Source organism: Streptomyces fulvorobeus, assembly GCF_013167895.1.
GTDB lineage: Bacteria > Actinomycetota > Actinomycetes > Streptomycetales > Streptomycetaceae > Streptomyces > Streptomyces fulvorobeus.
Window position 1 is genome coordinate 6,109,707 of sequence record NZ_BLWC01000001.1, and the last position, 19,224, is coordinate 6,128,930.

Genomic DNA, 19,224 nt, shown 5'->3' on the forward strand with positions numbered 1-19,224 from the left:
GATCCCGACGAGCGGGTGACCGTGCCGAACGTGAACTGCGGCCGGTCCAGGTCGTATCCATGTTCGTCAGCACACGGCGCAGGGCACAGGAGGAGTTTCTATGCGGACGCAGGCGGAGTCGGTCGAATCGATGGAGCAGCTGACTGTGGCTTGGCGTGCTTTGGTGCTCGACCGGGACGCGGATGCGGACGTGCGCGACCTTCCGGGCATCGCCGTCCGCTGGGCCGATCACCGGTTCGCGTTCTGGAACTGCGTCACGTTGACCGACGTCGGCGCGCGGCCGGAACTCGCGGCCCGGCGTCTGGGACAGGCGGCGGATGTCATGCGCTCGAAGAAGCACCCGGGTTTTCTCTGGGTCTTCGAGGATCTCCTCGACGAGGAGGCGCGTCAGGATCTGGGAGCGGCGGCCGCGCGAGCGGGCCTCGTCCACGCTTTCTCGGGCGTCGGCATGGCCGGTGACCTGCTCCCCGTCCCTGAACCGGTGCACCCGGACCTGACGTTCGTGCGCGTGACCACAGAGGAGCATCTGCGGGCCTACGCGGACCTCAACTCCCGCGCCTACGGGTTTCCCCTGGAGGACGGCCGTGACGGCCTCGCCGGTTCCGCACTGTGGAAGAGCCAGGTGCACGCCTACCTGGGACTGCGCCACGGAGTCCCGGTGACGTGTGCCGCGACGACGGAGGCGCAAGGCCGCCTCTTCGTCCTGCTCGTCGCCACGGACCCCCGGTGGGAGCGCAGAGGCTACGGCGAGGCGGTCACGCGGAAGGCGCTGCACGAGGGGGCCCGGGCCACGGGACTGATCCGGGCCACCCTGCACGCGACGGCCGCCGGTGCCCCCGTCTACCCGCGCATCGGCTTCGAGCCGAACTCGCCGGTGCACTTCTACAGCGTGGCGGGCTGACCTCACCGACGCCGTTGTACGGGCGCACAGCGGCGTTCGGCGTTCCGATGCGGGCCGAGCCGGCTGTTCCGCGTGGGGCGGTGAGCTGAGCCGGCCGGCCGTGACCGGACGCACCGGCACGTCGTACGCGAGGTGCCGCCGGAGCCGGGCCAGGTGGTGCGAACGGCGGTCCCAGGAGCTGAGGCCCGGGGACCGCCGTCCGTGTTACGGCCAGTTGGCGGGGACGCGGCCCTGTTGCACCTGGTAGGTGCCGTTGCACTTCCCGTCGTCGGGATCACCGAAGATCTTGATGGTGTCGACGTCGTTTGCCCAGGTGGTGCCGTTGGGATGCGCGTAGTTGCCCAGGTTCACGGCGGTGTTCCGCGGGATGCAGATGTACGCGTCCGGGGTGGCGCCCGTGTCGATCAGCCAGACCGAATCGTCGTTACGGGTGTTGACGGCCGCGTCCGCATCGTTCCTGATCTCGCTCGGCATGTTCTGGTAGTAGGTGTCCTGGAACCAGCCGATGATGGTGCCGTCGGAGTAGGAGCCGTTGTAGACACACACGCGTGGGTACGAGCAGCCGTGCATGCTGGCGGCCGAGGCGGGCGAGGCTGTCAGCGGGGTGAGGGTCGCGGCCAGTCCGGCGGAGGTGAGCAGGGTCGCCGCCAGCTTCCTGTTCAGTTTCACGGGTCGCTCCTAATGAGGGGGAGTGGGTGGAGCCGGCCGCACCGGCCGACTTTCGGAACGAGCCTGCGGGTCCGGCGCGATTTCGGCCACAGGCGGAGTGAATCTGGCGTCACTGAGGGACGTCCCACCCGCTGACCTGCCGGGACGTCTCCCACCGAGTCGGTGCGGCGGGACAGCCGCGGGCGGGAGCGGCTGAATTCTTTTTCTGGGTGAGGCCGCCGTCGCGTGAGCGCTGTGGTGTGCCTGATGCAGAATGAGTCCGGGACACGGAGGACCGGATCACCGGGCCCTGACGCGAGTGGGGGAGACATGTCGCGTTGGAAGGTGCTGCCTGCGGAACTGCATCCACATGTGCGCCGGTTGACCGTGCGCCTGCGGAGGCTGAAGGACCGCAGCGAACTGAGCACGCGACAACTGGCGGTGAGGACCGGGTACAGCGCGAGGTCGTGGCAGCGCTATCTGAACGGCCGGTCACTGCCCCCGAGGGAGGCCGTCGAGGCGATGGCCCGCGTAGGGGGTGATGATCCGGCCCGGCTGCTGGTGCTGCACGAGATCGCCGCCGAGTGCTGGGCGGACGGCCGCGTGGGCACCGCCGGAGTCCCGCAGAGCGCCCCGTCGCCGGCGGCACCCACACCCCGGGAGCGTCAGCGGTACGGGCGCTACCCGCGCGCTCTGGTCAGGGCGGGAGCTGTGGCCCTGGTGCTGTCCCTCTCCGCGGCGCTGCTGCTGGCCGTGGGGCTCGCCGATGCCCGCGCCAAGCTCGCGGACGACCGAACCGGTACGGTCGCGGCGACCCCGGGCATCGTGTCGGAGTCCATGGTGCCGGTCGTCTACACCTGCCGGCTGGAACGGCGTGACGGCCGGTGGTACGCGGGCCTCAGCCACACCACGGAGACCATCCTGGCGTACACCCACGTGGGGCCGGAAGTGGCCGAGGCGCAGTGCCTGCTGCGCCGGGCGGGCGTCTCGCCGGGGGAGATCGACGGCGTCTTCGGCCCGCGGACGAAGAGCGCGGTCGAGCGCGTCCAGAGGCGGGACGCGCTGGTCGTGGACGGTGTCATCGGCCCGCACACCTGGAAGGCCCTGAGGGAGGCGGCGCGGACGTGACCGCGGAACACGCGCGGCTGACCGCGGCGCTGCGGGAGCTGCGGGCACGCACCGGTCTGAGCCTGGCGGCGCTGTCGCAACGCACGGCGTACAGCAAGTCCTCGTGGGAGCGCTACCTCAACGGCAAGAGCCTGCCTCCTCGCAAGGCCGTAAGGGAGCTGTGCCGGATCGCGAACGAAGCGGACAGCCGGCTGCTGGCCCTGTGGGAGATCGCCGAGTCGGACTGGAGCGGACGCGCGGCGGACCCCACTCCTGCCCCCGCCGAACCGCGCCCCCGGCGACAGCCGCAGGAATCACCCCGCCCGTCCGAGACAGGGCGGCCGCACGGCCGAAAGGGCCGGCTCGTGGTGGCGCTGGCATCGGCGTACACGGTGATCGTCGTCGCGGTGGCACTGGTGTTCTTCCTGCTGCCCGACGAGCGGACTCCGCGGGAGGAACCGCTGTCGGCTTCCGCCCCGTACTCCCTGGCCCCCAATGCCGGGGTGCCGCCTGCGAGGGCCGGGACCCGCTGCGCCTGGTCTGCGGCATCGGCCCCGACACCCTCACCACATACCGCACCGCCACCGGCGCCCACCTGGAGCTGCGCTACAGCGAGAAGTGCGGTGCGAGCTGGGTCCGGACGTGGGGGGCCCGGATCGGCGACCGGGTGGAGGTCACGGCTGGTGGCCCGACCCACGACGTACGCATAGAGGACAGAGCCGACGCGGAGACCTACGTCTACACCGAGATGACCACGGCCCGCCCCGGCAGCACGGTCCGGGCCTGCTTCCGGCCCGCGTCGGCCGACGGCGAACCCGAGTGCGTCGAGGTCCGCGTGGGCGCACCCCCGTCCACTGTCGGCCGCCCTCACGTCACGGGGGAGCGAGGCGCAACCCTCCCTGAGCAGCCTCCTCGGCCCTCGCCCGCTTCGCGGGTCACGGCTGCCACCACGGTCGCGGAACTGGCCCCGGCCGGCCGCCGCGCGGCGCTCCGGGCATCCTGCTGAGCGGAGCCGCCGCCTTCGCGCTGCGCCTTCCGAGGCGGCGACCCGGCCCGCATCCCGCACGCGCATCCCTGACGGCGGCGGAGGGCCGTAAACGTACGCAGATGGTAAAAGCACCGGGTGGGGCGTCGGGTGATGCGAGGCCGTACCGGAGCTGTCAGCGGGGCCTGAGAGAGTAAAGGTATGGATATCGCACGTAGGAACAACGTCACCGAGACCGGCAACCCGGACGGGCCCACCGTGGTGCTGGCGCACGGGTTCGGTTGTGACCAGAACATGTGGCGGCTGACGGTGCCCGCCCTGGTCGCGGAGTACCGAGTGGTGCTGTTCGACTACGTGGGCTCCGGCCGCTCGGATCTCTCCGCCTTCTCAGAGGACCGCTATGCCTCTCTGGAGGGTTACGCGCAGGACGCCGTGGAGGTGGCCGAGACACTCGACCTGCGCGACGCGGTGTTCGTGGGGCACTCGGTCAGCGCCATGATCGGGGTGCTCGCCGCGGGGATGGCGCCGGAGCGGTTCGGGGCGCTGGTGATGGTCGCGCCGTCTCCGCGGTACATCGACGACGAGGGTTACCGGGGTGGGTTCAGCGCACAGGACATCGACGAGCTCCTGGAGTCCCTGGAGTCGAACTACCTGGGCTGGTCCGCCGCGATGGCACCGGTGATCATGGGGAACGGGGACCGGCCCGAGCTCGGTGAGGAGCTGACGAGCAGTTTCTGCGCCACCGCTCCGGACATGGCTCGCGTCTTCGCCCGGACCACGTTCCTGTCGGACTCACGGGACGCCCTGGCGGGTGTGGCGGTGCCGACGCTGGTGCTGGAATGCACCCAGGACGTCATCGCGCCGCGCGAGGTCGGCGCTTTTGTACACAAGGCGATTCCCGGCTCCACGCTGGTCACTCTCGATGCCACCGGACACTGCCCGCACCTGTCCGCGCCGGAGGCCACCAACGCGGCGATCACCGAGTTCCTGGCCGGCCTGCGGTGACCGCGCGCGCCGGGTCGCAGCCCGACCCGTACGAAACCGGTGACGACGGCACATCGAACGCGATGTTCGCCGCACTGCTGGAGGACAGCGCGGAAGAACTCTACGAGAGTGCGCCGTGCGGGTATCTGTCCACGCTCATGGACGGCACCATCGCGAAGATCAACCTCACCCTGCTGGACTGGCTCGGGATGGAGCGCGAGGCGGTGGTGGGCCGGATGCGCTTCACCGACCTGCTCACCATGGGCGGCAAGCTCTACCACGAGACGCACTTCGCACCCCTGCTGCGGATGCGGAACGAGATCAGCGGTATAGCCCTGGAGATCAGACAGGCCGATGGAGACCGCAGACCCGTGCTGGTCTCCTCCGCCGTCAAGCTGAGCGGCAACGGAGAGCCGCTGCTGATCCGCACCACGCTCTTCGACGCCAGGGACCGCCGCGCCTACGAAGAAGAACTCCTGCGGGAACGGAAGGCAGCGGAGGAGGCACGCAGGGAGGCGGAGGCGGACCGCGCCCGGCTGCAGGACGCCCTGGCCGCGCTCCAGCAGTCGCTGCTGCCCACCACCCTGCCGCCGGTGCCCGGCCTGGAGACGGCCGCCTACTACCGCGCCGCCTCGCCCGACCAGCTCGGCGGCGACTTCTACGATCTCTTCCCCGTCGACGGCAAAAGCTTCGCCTTCTTCCTCGGAGACGTCTGCGGGAAGGGGCCCCAGGCCGCCGCGGTCACCTCGTTGACCCGCTACACGCTGCGCGCCGCCGCCCTCCACGACCCCGACCCCGTATCGGCCCTGTCCACCCTGAACACCGTGCTCCATGAGCGCTACACCGGCGGGGACCCGCGTTACTGCACCGCCGTCTTCGGCATCCTCGAACCCGACCCCGCCACCGGGGAGACCGCCGTCCGCCTCGCCTCGGGTGGCCACCCCCCGGCCCTGGTCCTGCGCGCCGACGGCAGAGTCGACTTCCTGCCCACCCCGGGTGGCGTCCTCGTCGGCATCCTGCCCTCTGCGCCCTTCGCCACCGCCTCCACCACCCTCGCCCCGGCGACACTCTCCTGCTCTACACCGACGGCCTCACCGAGGCCCGCACCGGACAGGACCGCACCACCCTGTACGGCGACGAGGCGCTGCGTACCTTCGCCGCCGCCCACACCGGCAGGCCCCCGTACGCCGTCATCGAGGCCCTGACCAGCCTGCTGGACAGCTTCGGCGACGGCCTCGACGACGACACCGCCCTACTCGCCCTCGGCGTTCCCGCCCCGCACCCACGACGGAAACCACCGCATGAGCCCTCTTCAGATCACTGTCAGAAACGCCGCGTCGGGCCCCGTCCTGGGGATCATCGGCGAACTGGACCACACCACCGCCCCCCAGCTTCGCGACCTGCTCGCCACGCTCACCCTCCAGCCGGGCCAGCGTCTCGTCCTGGACCTGGGGCGCATGCAGTTCTGCGACTCCAGCGGCATCACCGCCCTGATCGTCGCCCGCAACCACGCCCTCGCGGCCCAGGCCGACATCACACTCGCCGCCGTACCCGCCCATACCCTGCGCGTGCTGCACATCGTCGGCCTCGACCAGGTCTTCCGTCTTAACCCCGACAGCCAGGCAGCCACCCAGCCCTGAACATCCGGGCCAGTCGATCCGGAACGCCGGCGCGGTTCGCGCTCACGGCGGCACCCGAATCGGCGGAGGCGTCCGAGAGGCGCCGGCAGCGGGGACAGGCGTGCGGGCTGCGCGACGGAGCGCCGGTCGCACGGTCCGGCCGCGGATGGCGGCCGTGCCGCGACTGCGGCACGGCCGGAACACCGGCGCGGTCACCAGGGGATGCCGGGGCACCCTCCGTCGCAGTCGAAGGCGTAGAAGGTGCCGCAGTCGTCGACGATCACCTGGCAGCGGCCGTTGCCCGCCTCGCAGCCGCCCAGCACGCAGTACGGGTCGCGGACGGAACATCCGCACTTGGGGATGGCCACGTGGATGTCACCCTCCCCTCCGTGCTGCCGGCCGGCCCGAGGTTCGCGAGCATCGCGTACGCGCCCTCGGCCCCGAACGCGTCGGCCGCGTCCCGGTGCAGCTCCAGCAGACGCCCCCTGAGCGGCTCCGCCGGTCCCTCGGAGCCCCGTGCCCGGTCGAAGTTGGACGGTTCGGCCGCGATCGCCCGCGCGTTGGCCAGCACGGCCCGCTGAGCGGGGCTCAGCTCCTTGCGCGACGCCTCGAAGGCCGAGAGGTGGTCCGTCCACAGCGAGCTGCGCACCGTGGGCGCGGACTGGGCGTAGACGGCCTTGCGGTAGGCCGGTGGGTAGGCGGACACCTCGGTGTACGTCCGCGGCAGCCGGCCCTCTGCCGCACGCCGCGCCGCCCAGCGGTGCGCGCTTGTCTGCTCCTGCTCGGCGAAGGCGGGGGTCCTGCCCGTCAGGACCAGGGCGGAGGCGACCGCCGCCCCGCCGGTGTAGCGGAGGAACTGGGCCCTGCTGACGGCCACGCGGCCCCGTGGCGCGCCGGGGAGGGCGTCCGCCTTGCCCGCCGCCCGGCGGCGCAGACGCCCGAGCGCGTGGAGTACGCGCCAGGCCGACCTGGCTCCCAGGACCCGCAGGAGCGGGGCGGCCATGCGCGGACCGGTCCAGGCGCCCAGCACGGCCGGTTCCACCGTCTCCGAGGTCTCCTGCGGGCCGGAGACCTCGGAGAGGCGGAACAGTGTGGGTGCCCAGGGTGCTTCGGCGCCGAAGTGCAGGGTCCGCCACCGTTCCACTTCCGGGCTGCGCAGGGGCGCGACGCCGAGCCGCCCCTGCGATGCGTTCCGTACCGCGGCCGAGATCTCGCGGCAGGTGCCGCAGCTGTCGTCGAACGCGAGAACCCAGCGTGATGTCTGTTCTGCCACCGTCTACTCCTCGTGGTACCTGTGTCACGACCATGTGAAAGCGAGCGTTGTAGCCGGTCAGCGAGGGTTGCAGGCCACAGCACGGGTGCGCAACGGCGCTCGGGGGGTGCACCGGAGGCGCTTGGCCGGAATGCGGCGGGCGGTCGGCGCACGGCTCCGGCGGACGCGCTGATCACGACCGGCGGCCTCTCCGCCCGGGGGCCGGGCGGACGGACCAGCCTGACCGGAACGCATCCCTCCGTCCGGTGCCCGAGCGGGGGCAACCGGCGGCGGTTCAGAGGTGAGGGCTCGGCGAGTGGTACAAGGTCTCCGGGCTGTCGGGGACGGGATTGTAGTGCATGGACTCGTGCCGACGGTGGCGGCCGGACTGGCTGGCGTCGTACGCCGGGGTCTTCGGCATCAGCCGCCCTTCGGCGGCAAGCATCTGTGCTCGCAGGAGCAGGTCTCTCGACTGCAGGCCGAGTTCTTCCGCGACGGCCTGAAGGTCCAGGCCGGACTGCCAGCTCCACTGCAGTACAGAGTCCATCCCGGACGTCCAGGTCACCGCGGTACCCGAAGCCCCGCTTTCCACGGCAGGAGGAGCGGCAGGCGACACGGTCTCCGGGCGTGGATGGGGCACAGGGGCGCACACTACTTCCGTGCGTGGCTCCCCTGCGTGATCCGGTTCGAGAAGGATCGGCTGGGAGGACCTTTTGGGGGGAGAGCTGAGCAACTGTTCAGCGACCGTACGGGCGTCCTCCTTGCCGACCGTACGGCGCGCCACGCGTACCTCGCGCTCGTTCAGCCCTATCAGGCCGGCCACGGCGGCGTCGCTCCCGACAGTCACGGCGAAGGCAGCCAGTGCCCTCGTCCGGTTGGCCAGCGCCTCGTCCATCACGGCCTGCGCCTCACGCACCCGGTCGTCCGTGCTGCAGAACGCTTCGGCCAACAGCGTGTTTCGATCCCAAAGTTCACGTGGCTCCACATAGGCACCAACGTTTCTGCCCCGTCCGCGACACCGCATTCCGGCCACACCACCCGAAGGGCCCATCGATAACCCGAGATGGCAGCTGATCACAACAACCGATCGACCGTTCACACATATCGCACTGGGCAGAAGACTCCTCACTCGCCCGTACGACTGGGCCGTCTCCTGTACGTGCTGGTCGCAACCGATGGCACCTTCGACGGAGTCGGCAGGCAGACCGCGGAGCCAGGAGGCGACGAGCCGGTCCTGGTGTCGTGCGTCGTCGCCCCGGGCTTCGACTTCGCGGATCTCAAGATGCTCTGAACCGGCGTACTGCGGCCACGACGCGGAACACCCCGGACCTGCGCGGGACACCACGTACCTGGAACCGGCCGACGCGGCGTCCGGGCAATTGGCGCGCCCGGCCCGTCGCTCTCGGGCCGACGCGATCGTGCACACCAGTTACGGGAAGCGGCTATGGCACCAGATCCACCCGCAGGCCGGAAGGGCGCGCCGCGCGGGGCGCTGATCGCCGCGCCCGGCGTGCTCATAGTCCACGTACAACACCGAGTGATGCTCTCCGCAGGGATGCGGGGCACCGTCGCTATCCGTTCAGCGAGCGTTTTCAGCTTCGCCACTCCAGGGTGAGGACGGCCTTGGCGACCTCGGCTGCGCCCGCCGGGCACAGCGGCTTGGTTTGTGAGGAGTTGGCGGGTGGTCACCTCGCTGAGCGGCCGGTCCTGCACTTCGGGGCGGAAGGTGGTCGTAGGGGAGGGGCAGGAAGCCTGCTCGGAGTACCATCCCTGCGAGGTCCCCAGGTCGGCGCTCCGCAACCTCTGCGGTGGCGCGATCGTATGGGGCATCCATGTGGAGAGGGCAGAGGGGAATGAGCGTGGCGGAGAGCTGGTCCCGCGTGATGAGTCTTCTTCGGCAGCATGCCCCGGCCGATCACGCGGATCTGCCTGGGCCCGCTACGGAGCAGATGCTCGCGGGCGCCGAGGAACGGATGGGTATCTCCCTCCCTCAGGATCTGCGCGCGTGGCTGTTGCAGAACAATCTGGATCTTCCTGAGGAAGATGTGGACGACGAGGTGGCATGTTGCGGCTTCGCCGGGTTCCCGGACGAGGGGAGCTTCTTTCTGGGCATCCGGGCGATGGAGAAGCTCCACGCGAACCACCCCTTGTCCGGTGGGGGCGAATGGCGCGAGGAGTGGATCCCGTTCCTGTCGGATCAGGACGGCTGGATGGGGCAGTTCATCGATGCGACGGACGGACGTATCGGCAGATGGGTCGTGGGTGAGCCCACGATCACCGGAGAGTACGCGTCACTGGCCCACTACTTCGACTCCGTGGCGGAGATGCTGACGCGGATCGGCGCGGGGGACCATCCGGTCTGTTCCGTTGCCGAAGGGCGACTCGTCTGGTCGTGAGACAAAAATCCGCCTCGTCGGTCCCACTGGATGACCGTCATCGCCAAAGCCGTCCCTCCTGCGGGAGGCGGCGGTGATGCGGCAGGTTGAGTGCGACACGATAGGGAACCTACGAGACTCCTGCGCTGCTGAGTTGAGACGTTGAACACCTCCCTCAACGGCACAGGAGCCTCGTGCGTTGCGGGAGACCAGCCCGTCACCTGATCGGTGGCCACTCCGAAGACGCTCAGTATCTCCGCGTTCCACGGTGTGGGGATTGAACGTCGGTAGCGATAACGAGCCCCAGGCGAATCAGGGTACGGGAGAACTGAACGCGAGGCCGCAATCTTGCAACCCTTTCCCCGCTAACGAACTTCGCACTACTTGTAGGCAGTCTTAATTTCGTCGCAGCGTGCTGAAAGTGCTTAGCCATGTCGGCCTCCGCTGGATACGGAAGCCGCAGCAATCAAAACCCACGTCGACATGGGTGACGTACATCTTCTCCACCAGGAGAGCCGAGCGTCGCGCCCGTATGGACACGGGCGCGACCGCTGAAAGCTCGCGCCGCACCTCACCTTGTCCCGCGGCCCAGGTCCGTGGCCCGGCCGCGTGAGGCCGGGGCACGGACCTGGGTGCTCATCCGGTGTGTCGGTCAGCAGGGGAGTGTGGTCTTGCCGGCAGCGCCGGTGACGCCGGCGGTGCCGTCTGCGGTGAAGGTGGCAGCGGTGCCGTTGCCGCCAGGCTTGCCCGGGCACACCGGGCTGGCTGCGCCACCGGCCCCGCCGGCCCCGCCCGCGTGCCCGCCGCCGACCGTGGAGGCACCGCCCTTGCCGCCCTTGCCACCGGCGATGCCGGCCCCGGCGTTGCCCGCGCCGCCGACGCCGCCCTTGCCTCCGGTGCCGCCGAGGGTCGCACCGCCGCCGGCGCCCCCGCTGCCGCCGTTGCCGTTGGCGCCTCCGGCTCCGCCAGCGCCTCCGGCGCCACCGGTGCTCGCACTGCCGTCACCGTTGCCGCCGACGCCGCCGGTGCCACCGTTGCCGTTGAAGCCGGCCGCGCCACCGACGCCGCCGAAGCCTCCGACGCCGCCGTTGGTCCCTACGCCGTTGGCACCATTGGCGCCGGGCAAGCCAAGGATGGTGTAACCGGCGATGTTCCGGGCGTTGTCCGCCTGGGCCTGGGCCTGGGCGGAAGCGGAAGCGAGTGTGGGGGTCACGGCGAGGCCGGCGACAGCGACCGCAGCGATCAGGATCGTACGAGGAATGGCGGTGGTGCGCGTGATGCGCATGAGGTACGCCTTTCGATTTGCGCAGTCGGAAAGATTTTCCGACTGACACTTCATCACGTTACGCTAAGGCAGCTCTCATTGACAGACCGCGCATTGATCAAATGTCCTGAAACGGCCGCACCGGCGCAATTTCGGCCGGAAATCCCGAATTCGAAACGGAGTGCCGTAGTTGATGAAATATCAACTACGGCAGCCGATATCCGGCGAGTCAAACACCTGTTCGTTAATTCGGCACAACCGCATTCGTGATAACGCCTCCAGTATTTCCGCAATATTTCCGCTGACTGGATCCGTCATCTGCGGTGACGTGTCCCGGTCGCTATGTGAAGCGGCCCTGCCGGCTGTGGCAACGGGGACAGCACTGACAGCGAGCACGGCGACGACGGCCGCTTGACCGCCGGGCCGCGACTGGGCTGGTTGGACCCCGGGCCGTGGTGTCGCCACATCTGCACACCGGTTCGCCCCGGTGGTGGAGGGAGTGCGCCCGCCAGCAGTGCCGTCAGCCCGCTGGGTGCCGCGCTCGGGAGATCGTTTCTTGGGTGGCTGCCCAGGCGGCGAACAGGCGCAGGCCCAGAACGCGGCGCCTGGGCCCGGTGGACATTCCGGCCTGCGCGGAGGTGATCCCGGCTCGCCGCGAGGTGAGGAACTCGCGGACCTCTTGACTGTCGTCCACGCCGTCGACGGTACGTCCCGGGCACGGCCGCAGGGGTGTACTGCCGGTACACCTTTCGGTGGTGACTCGCTGGGCGCGCGAAGAGGGGGTTACCTGGATGACGTGGCACCTTCCGTCCGGCCGTGAACGCGGGCGGACAGCGGGCCCGCATCGGGCCCGGGGCGGCTTCCCGCAACCTCGCCCGGCACTTCGGCGCCACCGGCATCGTCACCGAGCGCGGGGACGAGGGCGTCGCCCGGATCAAGGAGCTCACCGGCGGCATCGGTGCCGACTCCGTACTGGAGTGCGTCGGCACCGACCAGGCCATGCGGCAGGCCCTGCACTCGGCCCGGCCCGGTGGCCACGTCGGCTTCGTCGGCGTCCCCCACGACGTCGCCGTCGACGGACAGGAGCTGTTCCTCTCCCACGTGGCCCTGCGCGCTGGCCCCGCCCCCGTTCCGCCGCTCCCGACCTCATCGACCGCGTCCTGACCGGCCGGAGCGAGCCGGGCAAGGTCTTCGACCTCACCCTCCCCCTGAACCAGGTCGCCGAGGGCTACAAGGCCATGGACGAACGCCGCGCCATCAAGACCCTCCTCACGCCCTGACCTGCGGCCGTCCGAGCCGCGCCGCAGACCCGCCCACCGGCTGACACCGTGCTCGTGGGGCCAGGGCGGCGACGGATGGACCGGCCGTCGAGGTACGCGGTGCGCACCGCATCAGACTGGGCGTGCCGAAGTCAGAACTATCCGGCCCTCCGTCCAGGCCGGCAGGCGCTTAGCTAGTTTCCCCAGCGACGGACCTCGAACATGATGCAGATGCACTGAGATCGGCGTGCCGAACAACGCCCTGAAATAGATCGCGAGGCGGGGCCCGACACCCGACCACAGCTCGCCGACCTGGATATCGGGTTGCGGTAACTCATGCAGGGGGTACACGCACAAGGCACGACGGCCCTCGACCGGTCCGGGCAGAACCGCGACTGCACGGACCTCCTCCCACGTCAGGCGAGTTGTGGGCCCGCGTCCGTACGACTCGTGGTATTCGATCCCGGTACGGTCGAAACACACAGCCGGGTCATCCTTGCGGCTCGGCGACGGTCCGCCCAAGTACGCACGGACGGTGCTCGCTAGCGAGTTTCTCGGCCGATAGAACAACGCTTCGTAGCCCACAGCGCGACTCCTTCACAAGCTCATCCGTCGAGCCGGGACCGCCTGGCCCGATTCGGTCCAAGTATCCAGCGGGTCCAGGGAGTTGGATAGGCTGCAACACCCCCTAGGCCGGATTCTCCCGCAGCCATTCGAGCTGTTCGACGACCTCCCGGGTCAGGGGATGGTGCGGACCGAAGACTCGGGTGAAGTCGTCACGGCAGCGTACGAGCAGTGGCGCGGCCTCGGCGCGCTCGCCGGTGTCGATCAGCACGTTGGCCAGGTTGTGGCGGGCGTGCGCGGTTTCCGGGTGGCCGTCTCCGAGCCTCCTGGAGACAGCCGTGAGGATTTCGCGCAGGAGCGCCGCTGCCTCCGCGTACCGCTTCCGGGCGTGCAGTACGGCCGCGAGATTGTTGCGCAAGGTGAGCACCTCCGGATGGTCCACGCCCTTGACCCGTTCCCCGTCGACGAGCGCGTCGCGCATCACCACCTCGGCCTCGTCGAGGTGGCCCAGTCGGCACAGGGCGGCGCCGAGATTGGCCCGGATGGAGAGACCCAGGAAGCTGTCGAGTTCGCTGCGGCGCTCCAGACGGGCGATGAGCGCGCGCAGGGCCGGTTCGGCCTCGTCCCAGCGATCGCCTCTGCCCAGTGCCGCCGCATGGGCCGCGGCATCGGCCAGCACCGCCGGATCGTCCGGCCCGAGCAGCCGGGTCCTGCGCTCCAGTACGTCCCGGTGGAGCGCGATCGCCTCCGCCTCGCGGCGCAGGTCCTCCCAGACCCTCGCCAGACCACTCGCGGCGTCCAGAGTCTGCGGGTGGTCAGCGCCGAGCAGTTCGCTCCGGCTGGTCCACACGCTGCGCCAGATCTCCTCCGCCTTCGCGAAGTCGCCCATCTCCCGAACGAGGCCGGCCAGGTCGGCGGCGGTCGTCAGGGTGTCCTCATGGGCGTAACCGAGCACCTGGCTCTGGCTGCCTACGAGGTCCATGAACCGCTCACGGGCTTCTTCGCGACGACCCTCCATCTGCGCCAGGACTCGCGCGTACTCCCGGAAGGCCAGCAGGGTCTCGGGGTGGTCGGGCCCCAGGCTTCGGTAGGCGGCGTTGGCCTTCATCCCGAAGAACTCCTCCGGTGGGATGCCGACCCGGGAGATCTCCTCCTCCTGCCCGTCTTCCCCTTCCAGCGTGACGACCCAGTGCGCCGCCGGGGGCAGTGCCTGTTCGGGCGAAGACGGGGACGGCTGGTCCCCCACCGCGTTGTCGTCTTTTCTCTTCCTGCGCCAGTTGAAAGCCATGTTCCGGCCAGTTCCTTCCCTTAGGCTCCGTCAGGCTCCGGAGTGCACATGCGCGGCCCACAGGCTGGGACTGCCCCGGAATGCGGTACGGCACTGCCGGACCGCCCGGTGCAGCGCGAGGGCCGCCTGGTCGGCGTCGAGCCCGGGGGACCCGGCGGCTCTGTCCCCGCGCAGCTGCCGGTAGAGAGTCCTGGCGACCCGTCCCGCCACCGCGTCGTGCACCGGCCACAGTGTGCCGACAGCGTGCGCGTAGCCGGCGATCTGGAAGGCGGAGGTGATGTGGATGGACTCGTCCGCGAGCCGCCCGGAACCGCGCGCCGTCTCACAGGCGGACAACACGGCGAGCTGGGCGTCCGGCAGTTCCAGACGCGAGATGTGATGGACCGTCAGAGGATGTTCCAGGTGGTCGTGTACCAGGAGACGGGCGTGGGACGGGTCGTCCGGGTCGCTCACCCCGTGGCAGGCGAAATGCACGTACGGATGCGAGGGCAGCGCGCGCAGAACGTTGGCGAACGTCGCCCGCGGGCCGGAGACGACCTCGGTGGGCAGCAGCGCGCTCAGGTCCCGCACCTCCCGGCGGACGCCGCCGAGTGCCCGCGTTGCGGGAGCGTCGGGCACGACCACGGCGAGCATGCAGCCGTCGGGCCGACGGCCCGCCGCGCGGTGTCGCGCGTACGCGAGGGCGCGGACGGTGGGCGTGTAGGAGGAGACCACCAGGTCCAGGACGGTCCGGGGCCGGGGACCCGGTGGCTCGCCGTGGTGCCCGGCCGCGTGCAGCGGCAGCGCGGCCAGGGCGCCGACCGGTGACCACCAGAGCCGGGGCCAGTCGCTGTCGGCCGGCGCGTCGAGCAGCCCGATCCGGTCGAGGACCGGCTCGGCCACCCGGTCCCAGGTCCAGGCGAGCACCGCCTCGACTGCTTTCTGGGCGCTCCGTTCCCCGGTCGGCGAGGTCGCGGCGGTGAGCGCCTCGTCGAGCCGCGCCACCTGCTCCGCCACCGCCTGGGGACTCACCTGTGGCAGCGGCACCAGCCGCACTCCTTCGGGTCGCAGGACCAGCGCGTCACTGCCGTAGACACTGGAGTACGCCACGACCACGGGCCCGCGCTCGGCGCACGCCAGGATCTCGCCGTACGTGGGCGCGTCGAGGAACCTCTCGAAACCCGGCAGCGCGCGGATCTCGCCGACCAGCCGCTCCCACCGGGCCGCGAGGGCGTGCCGCGCGTCGGCGTCGTGCCCTGCGGTCTCCTGCTCGGTGATCCCCGAGTCCAGCGCGTCGATGCGGTCGCGGAGCTGGGCGAAGTGCCTGGCGGCCTCCGGGTGCGCGGCGCGCAACCGCTCCAGTTCGGCACGCGCGGCGATCGTCTGACCGAGGAGGACACCGCGTCCCTGCTCCAGCAGCAGTACCGCGTCGTCGAGCCGCCCGAGCCGCACGGCGCATGCGGCGGCGTCGGCGGCCAGCCCTTGGACACCTGTCAGCCGGTACTCCTGGTCCCCACGCCGCAGACGCCTGCTGATGCTGAAGGGCAGTAGCGCCAGAGCCAGTCCGAACCCGGCGAGGGCCTCCGCCCACCGGCCCGCGTCACCCGCGGCGGCCCCCCAGGCACAGGCCGCGTCGATGCGGACTGCGGCCGGGAGGGCTTCGGTGGCAGCGACCTGCCGGTAGGCGTCCTCAGCCGCGCGGAGGACGGCGGGGTCTCCGTTCACCTCGTGCAGCATGCGGAGTGCGGAGGCGTACGACTGGAGGTGATTGGCAGTGTGGGCGGCGCCGGCGGGCGAGGCGTACACCGCACGGCCGAGCGTGGCCACCGCTCGGTTCAGCAGTGCATCGTCCTCGGTCGCGCGGGCCTGGGTGAGCTGCGCGGAGCCCAGATTGTGCAGGGAAGACGCGTGGTCCGGTTCGCCGTAGACCGTGTTCGCCACGGCGCGGGCGAGGACGGCGATGGACTCCTCCAGGTCGGCCGGTTCGCCTTCGGACTGGTAGCGCTTGTCCAGGGCGTTGCCGAGGTGGTTCAGCCGCGTGGCGAGTTGCGCGCTGTCCTCGGGGGTGCGGTCCAGGACCTGCCGGGCCGCTCGCACGGCCTCGGAAGCGGCAGCGCCGTCCGCCGTCCGCTCGTACCAGGTCTGGAGGATGACACCGAGGTTGGCGAGCTTGGTGTCGGAGTCCAGGGGCGACCGGGGGAAGCCCAGAGCCAGCCGGGCCAGTCCGGCGGCCTCCCGCAGGGCGCTGAGGTCGCCGGACTGGTGGTAGCGCTCGCGCAGGACCAGGGCCAGGTTCGCGACCCGGACGAAGTGGTCCGGCTCGTCGGGAGACGACTCCGCGACGGCCTCGCGCAGGTGGTGCACGGCCTCGTCCAGCAGCGTCACGTCGCCGGTGCGCTCGCCGAGCCGGTGCAGGGCGTTGGCGAGGCTGTTCAGCCGGTGCGGGCGTGATCGCTCGGCCCGGCTCGTCGCCCGGACGGACTCGCGCAGCAACTCGACCGACTCGTGCAGCGGAGCGATCTCCTCGGTGTGCTCGGCCGCCAGCCGCAGTGCGACGCCCAGGACCGACAGGCCCCGCGTGCGCTCGGGGTGCCCTGGCGGTGTCGCGGCGTGGGCCGCCCGGGCCGCCGCGACCATCTCCTCGATGTCGGCCGCCGCCGAGGTCAGTTCGACCTTCCTGCGCAGCGCGTCGGCGAGATTCAGCAGTACCGGTATCCACCGGGGCGAGCCGGCAGGTGTCCCCGTCAGGACCGCTCGCAGGAGCTCGACGGCCTCGTACGCGGCGGAAGGTGTTCCGTGGACCTCGAATGCATGGCCGAGGGCCGCCGCCAGATTGCTCCGGACCGCTGCGATGTCCGCCGTCCTGTGCGGTTCCCCGTCGAGCAGCAAGGCCAGGGCGTGGCGCAGCAGCCGCACCGCCTCCGCCATGTCGGCCTCGCTGCCCGTCTCCTCGGCGCGCTCCAGCATCAGCATGCCGAGTGAGTGGAGAGCCGCATGCCGTTGCTCCGTACCGTCCGGAGGCATCTCCGCCGCGCGCCGCAGCGCCGACATCGCCGTGTCCCGGTCCGCGGGGTTCCGGTCGAGACTGAAGCGGTCCGCGCACATACTTCCCAGGACCCGCAGATCCTGCTCGTAAGGAGCGCTCCCGGCCGCCAGCAGGTGCCCGGCGTCGATCGACTCGTCCAGGTCGGGCCGTTGCCGGAAGGACCACCAGCGCATCGCCAGGGCGGTGCGCAACGCCGCCAGCCAGGACACCCGTACGGTCTCGGCGGCAGGCGCCCTGCCCAGTGCCGTCCGGCACATGTCGACGGCGGCGTCCAACGGAGCCCGCTCGCCCGTGCGGCGGAACTGCCCGAGCAGCGCGTCCACCCGCTCGACGGATTCCTCGGCTGTTCCGTACACGTCCGACATTACCGGCCCTCGGGTGTCTCACTGCGGGCTCTCGACTGCGATACACGCCGGGAACTCCGAGACCCGACTTTACCCAAGTATCGCTTCCAGCACGCTCGTTATGCTGGGAGTCGGCGGATTCACGGAGGTGCGGCGGTGAGCGGACTCGGCGACGGCGGCGAGGGAGGCGGAACCAACGGGGCGGACGGCGGGCCGGGGCACGAACGGCTGGCGGCGCTCTGCCAACGGCTCACGTCCGCACCGGGAATGCCGACTCTCGGCGCGCAGGGAGACCACCTCGTCCAGTTCATCATCTCCCAGGTGCGCGCCGGCCTTCCACCCGAGGATCTGGAGGACTCCTTCGACGAACTGGAGGACCAGCTTCTCGCCGCGGGATACAGCGCGGGCCTCGGCTCCTACCGTACGGACACCCCGCCCAGCTACCAGAACGCCCCCGCCTACCAGAGCTTCCCCGGCCCCGGTCACCCCTTGCTCTACGTCCTCACCTGCCCGCTCGGCCACTGTGCGCGCGTCGAGGCGCCGGCGCCCGAGGACGGCGGGCCGCCGGTTCGATGTGTCTTCGGCGGTCCCCTGCGAGAGATCGGGCTGCACCCGTGAGCGCGTTTCTCAACGCGCTCGGCGGGAAACTCGCCGAACGCTGGCTGGCGCTCCTGGCGATCCCCGGCTTGGTGTACCTCGTCTCCCTGGCCACGGCCGTCACCCTGGGCCAGAGCCAGTGGCACGACATCGGGCGGCTGCGGACGCGGCTGGACTCACTGGCGGCCTCGCCTGGCGCCAACAGCGCGGGCGCCATCGCGGTGGCCGCGGTCGCCGTGCTGGCCGGGGCCGCGCTGACCGGTACCGTCGCGCAGGCCGCCGGAGCCCTGATCGAGAAGGTCTGGCTCATGGACGCGCGAGGACCGCTGAGCCGACGCCTGACCAGGCGCCGAGTGCGCCGCTGGCGGGCGGCTGACGCGGAGTACCGCTCGGCCCTGGTGGCCGCGGGCCGCGCCCGGATCGGCGGCGCGGCCGACGCCGCCGCCCTCACGGAGGAGGCGGAACTGCGCTACGCCGCCCGCAACCGGATATCCCTGGTCCCACCCCGGCACCCGCTCTGGGCCGGTGACAGGATCACCGGCCCGGACCGCCGGGTCTGGCGCGCCTACCGCCTGGACCTGACCCTTGCCTGGCCTCACCTCTGGCTTCTCGCCCCCGACACCACCCGGGCCGAACTGACGGCCGCGCGAACGGCCTTGAGCGCGGCGGCCCGCCTCACGGCCTGGGGTTCGGCGTACCTCCTGCTGTCCGCCTGGTGGTGGCCGGCAGCACTGATCGGCGCGGCCACGGTGGCGACGGGCGTGCTCCGCGGTCGCACGGCGGCTGCCTCGTTCGCGGAACTGGCCGAGGCCCTGGCGGACCTGCACGGCAGGGACCTGGCGGTGGCGGTGGGAATGGAGTGCGAGGGGCGCCTCACCACGACGCTGGGGGAGAGCGTGACGCGGCTGCTGAGCAAACCGGACTGACGGGGTGCCCTGGAGACCGGCCGGTGCATCGTCCGTCGGTCGGTCTCCAGGTTTTTGACCTCGGAGGCTGGAACTCGAGCTCGTGT

At 70.9% G+C, this 19,224-nt stretch carries 15 protein-coding genes and 4 pseudogenes; 12 read left to right on the top strand and 7 right to left on the bottom strand.

What is annotated here, in order from left to right; genetic code table 11:
- Positions 1 to 100: 100 nt before the first annotated feature.
- Positions 101 to 901: a GNAT family N-acetyltransferase gene (locus Sfulv_RS27675; RefSeq protein WP_173317165.1), complete on the top strand. Its 801-nt coding sequence runs from the start codon at positions 101 to 103 to the stop codon at positions 899 to 901.
- Between the two features lie 204 nt (positions 902 to 1,105).
- Here the strand turns inward: Sfulv_RS27675 and Sfulv_RS27680 are convergent, their stop codons facing one another.
- Positions 1,106 to 1,570, bottom strand: a complete 465-nt coding sequence (locus Sfulv_RS27680) for a hypothetical protein (protein ID WP_173317166.1) — start codon at positions 1,568 to 1,570, stop codon at positions 1,106 to 1,108.
- A 309-nt stretch (positions 1,571 to 1,879) separates the two neighbouring features.
- Here Sfulv_RS27680 and Sfulv_RS27685 point away from each other — a divergent pair, with 309 nt between their 5' ends.
- The 6 genes and pseudogenes from Sfulv_RS27685 (at position 1,880) to Sfulv_RS27705 (ending at position 6,265) form a co-directional block, all read left to right on the top strand.
- Positions 1,880 to 2,677 carry a peptidoglycan-binding protein gene (locus Sfulv_RS27685; protein WP_173317167.1) on the top strand — a complete coding sequence of 266 codons (798 nt, stop codon included), beginning with the start codon at positions 1,880 to 1,882 and terminating at the stop codon, positions 2,675 to 2,677.
- Positions 2,674 to 2,793 (top strand): annotated as a pseudogene (locus Sfulv_RS31290) (helix-turn-helix domain-containing protein); the annotation flags it as partial. The gene Sfulv_RS27685 and the pseudogene Sfulv_RS31290, both read left to right, overlap by 4 nt.
- A gap of 86 nt (positions 2,794 to 2,879) precedes the next feature.
- Positions 2,880 to 3,662, top strand: coding sequence for a DUF2690 domain-containing protein (locus tag Sfulv_RS27690; protein WP_305961405.1), 783 nt, complete (start codon positions 2,880 to 2,882; stop codon positions 3,660 to 3,662).
- Between the two features lie 180 nt (positions 3,663 to 3,842).
- The gene (locus tag Sfulv_RS27695; protein WP_173317168.1) at positions 3,843 to 4,646 is read left to right on the top strand and encodes an alpha/beta fold hydrolase; all 804 of its coding nucleotides are present in this window, start codon (positions 3,843 to 3,845) and stop codon (positions 4,644 to 4,646) included.
- A gap of 62 nt (positions 4,647 to 4,708) precedes the next feature.
- Positions 4,709 to 5,913 (top strand): annotated as a pseudogene (locus Sfulv_RS27700) (PP2C family protein-serine/threonine phosphatase); the annotation flags it as partial.
- 13 nt (positions 5,914 to 5,926) lie between these two features.
- Positions 5,927 to 6,265: an STAS domain-containing protein gene (locus tag Sfulv_RS27705; protein ID WP_173317169.1), complete on the top strand. Its 339-nt coding sequence runs from the start codon at positions 5,927 to 5,929 to the stop codon at positions 6,263 to 6,265.
- A 259-nt stretch (positions 6,266 to 6,524) separates the two neighbouring features.
- Here the strand turns inward: Sfulv_RS27705 and Sfulv_RS27710 are convergent, their stop codons facing one another.
- Entirely contained in the window at positions 6,525 to 7,517 is a 993-nt protein-coding gene (locus Sfulv_RS27710) for a bacteriocin fulvocin C-related protein (RefSeq protein ID WP_173317170.1), read from the bottom strand.
- Between the two features lie 274 nt (positions 7,518 to 7,791).
- Positions 7,792 to 8,043 (bottom strand): hypothetical protein, encoded by a 252-nt coding sequence (locus tag Sfulv_RS30835; protein ID WP_246353260.1) that lies wholly within the window; start codon positions 8,041 to 8,043, stop codon positions 7,792 to 7,794.
- Positions 8,044 to 8,655: 612 nt separating this feature from the next.
- Here Sfulv_RS30835 and Sfulv_RS27720 point away from each other — a divergent pair.
- On the top strand, positions 8,656 to 8,787 hold the full coding sequence (locus tag Sfulv_RS27720) for a cupin domain-containing protein (RefSeq protein ID WP_218578069.1): 132 nt from the start codon (positions 8,656 to 8,658) through the stop codon (positions 8,785 to 8,787).
- A 562-nt stretch (positions 8,788 to 9,349) separates the two neighbouring features.
- Positions 9,350 to 9,892, top strand: a complete 543-nt coding sequence (locus Sfulv_RS27725) for an SMI1/KNR4 family protein (RefSeq protein WP_173317171.1) — start codon at positions 9,350 to 9,352, stop codon at positions 9,890 to 9,892.
- 631 nt (positions 9,893 to 10,523) lie between these two features.
- Here the strand turns inward: Sfulv_RS27725 and Sfulv_RS31295 are convergent.
- On the bottom strand, positions 10,524 to 11,156 hold the full coding sequence (locus Sfulv_RS31295) for a hypothetical protein (protein ID WP_173317172.1): 633 nt from the start codon (positions 11,154 to 11,156) through the stop codon (positions 10,524 to 10,526).
- 562 nt (positions 11,157 to 11,718) lie between these two features.
- Positions 11,719 to 11,829 (bottom strand): annotated as a pseudogene (locus Sfulv_RS27735) (transcriptional regulator); the annotation flags it as partial.
- Between the two features lie 170 nt (positions 11,830 to 11,999).
- Here Sfulv_RS27735 and Sfulv_RS27740 point away from each other — a divergent pair.
- Positions 12,000 to 12,415 (top strand): annotated as a pseudogene (locus Sfulv_RS27740) (zinc-binding dehydrogenase); the annotation flags it as partial.
- A gap of 667 nt (positions 12,416 to 13,082) precedes the next feature.
- On the opposite strand, the gene Sfulv_RS27745 reads toward Sfulv_RS27740, so the two are convergent.
- Both Sfulv_RS27745 and Sfulv_RS27750 read right to left on the bottom strand, forming a co-directional pair.
- Positions 13,083 to 14,246 carry a tetratricopeptide repeat protein gene (locus Sfulv_RS27745; RefSeq protein ID WP_173317173.1) on the bottom strand — a complete coding sequence of 388 codons (1,164 nt, stop codon included), beginning with the start codon at positions 14,244 to 14,246 and terminating at the stop codon, positions 13,083 to 13,085.
- 30 nt (positions 14,247 to 14,276) lie between these two features.
- Positions 14,277 to 17,636, bottom strand: a complete 3,360-nt coding sequence (locus Sfulv_RS27750) for a CHAT domain-containing protein (protein WP_173317174.1) — start codon at positions 17,634 to 17,636, stop codon at positions 14,277 to 14,279.
- Between the two features lie 135 nt (positions 17,637 to 17,771).
- Here Sfulv_RS27750 and Sfulv_RS27755 point away from each other — a divergent pair, with 135 nt between their 5' ends.
- Together Sfulv_RS27755 and Sfulv_RS27760 are read left to right on the top strand one after the other, a co-directional pair.
- A complete protein-coding gene (locus tag Sfulv_RS27755; RefSeq protein ID WP_173317175.1) occupies positions 17,772 to 18,233 on the top strand; it encodes a hypothetical protein in 462 nt (153 codons plus the stop codon).
- Positions 18,230 to 19,138, top strand: a complete 909-nt coding sequence (locus Sfulv_RS27760) for a hypothetical protein (RefSeq protein ID WP_173317176.1) — start codon at positions 18,230 to 18,232, stop codon at positions 19,136 to 19,138. Before Sfulv_RS27755 ends, Sfulv_RS27760 begins: the two co-directional genes overlap by 4 nt.
- Positions 19,139 to 19,224 lie beyond the last annotated feature (86 nt).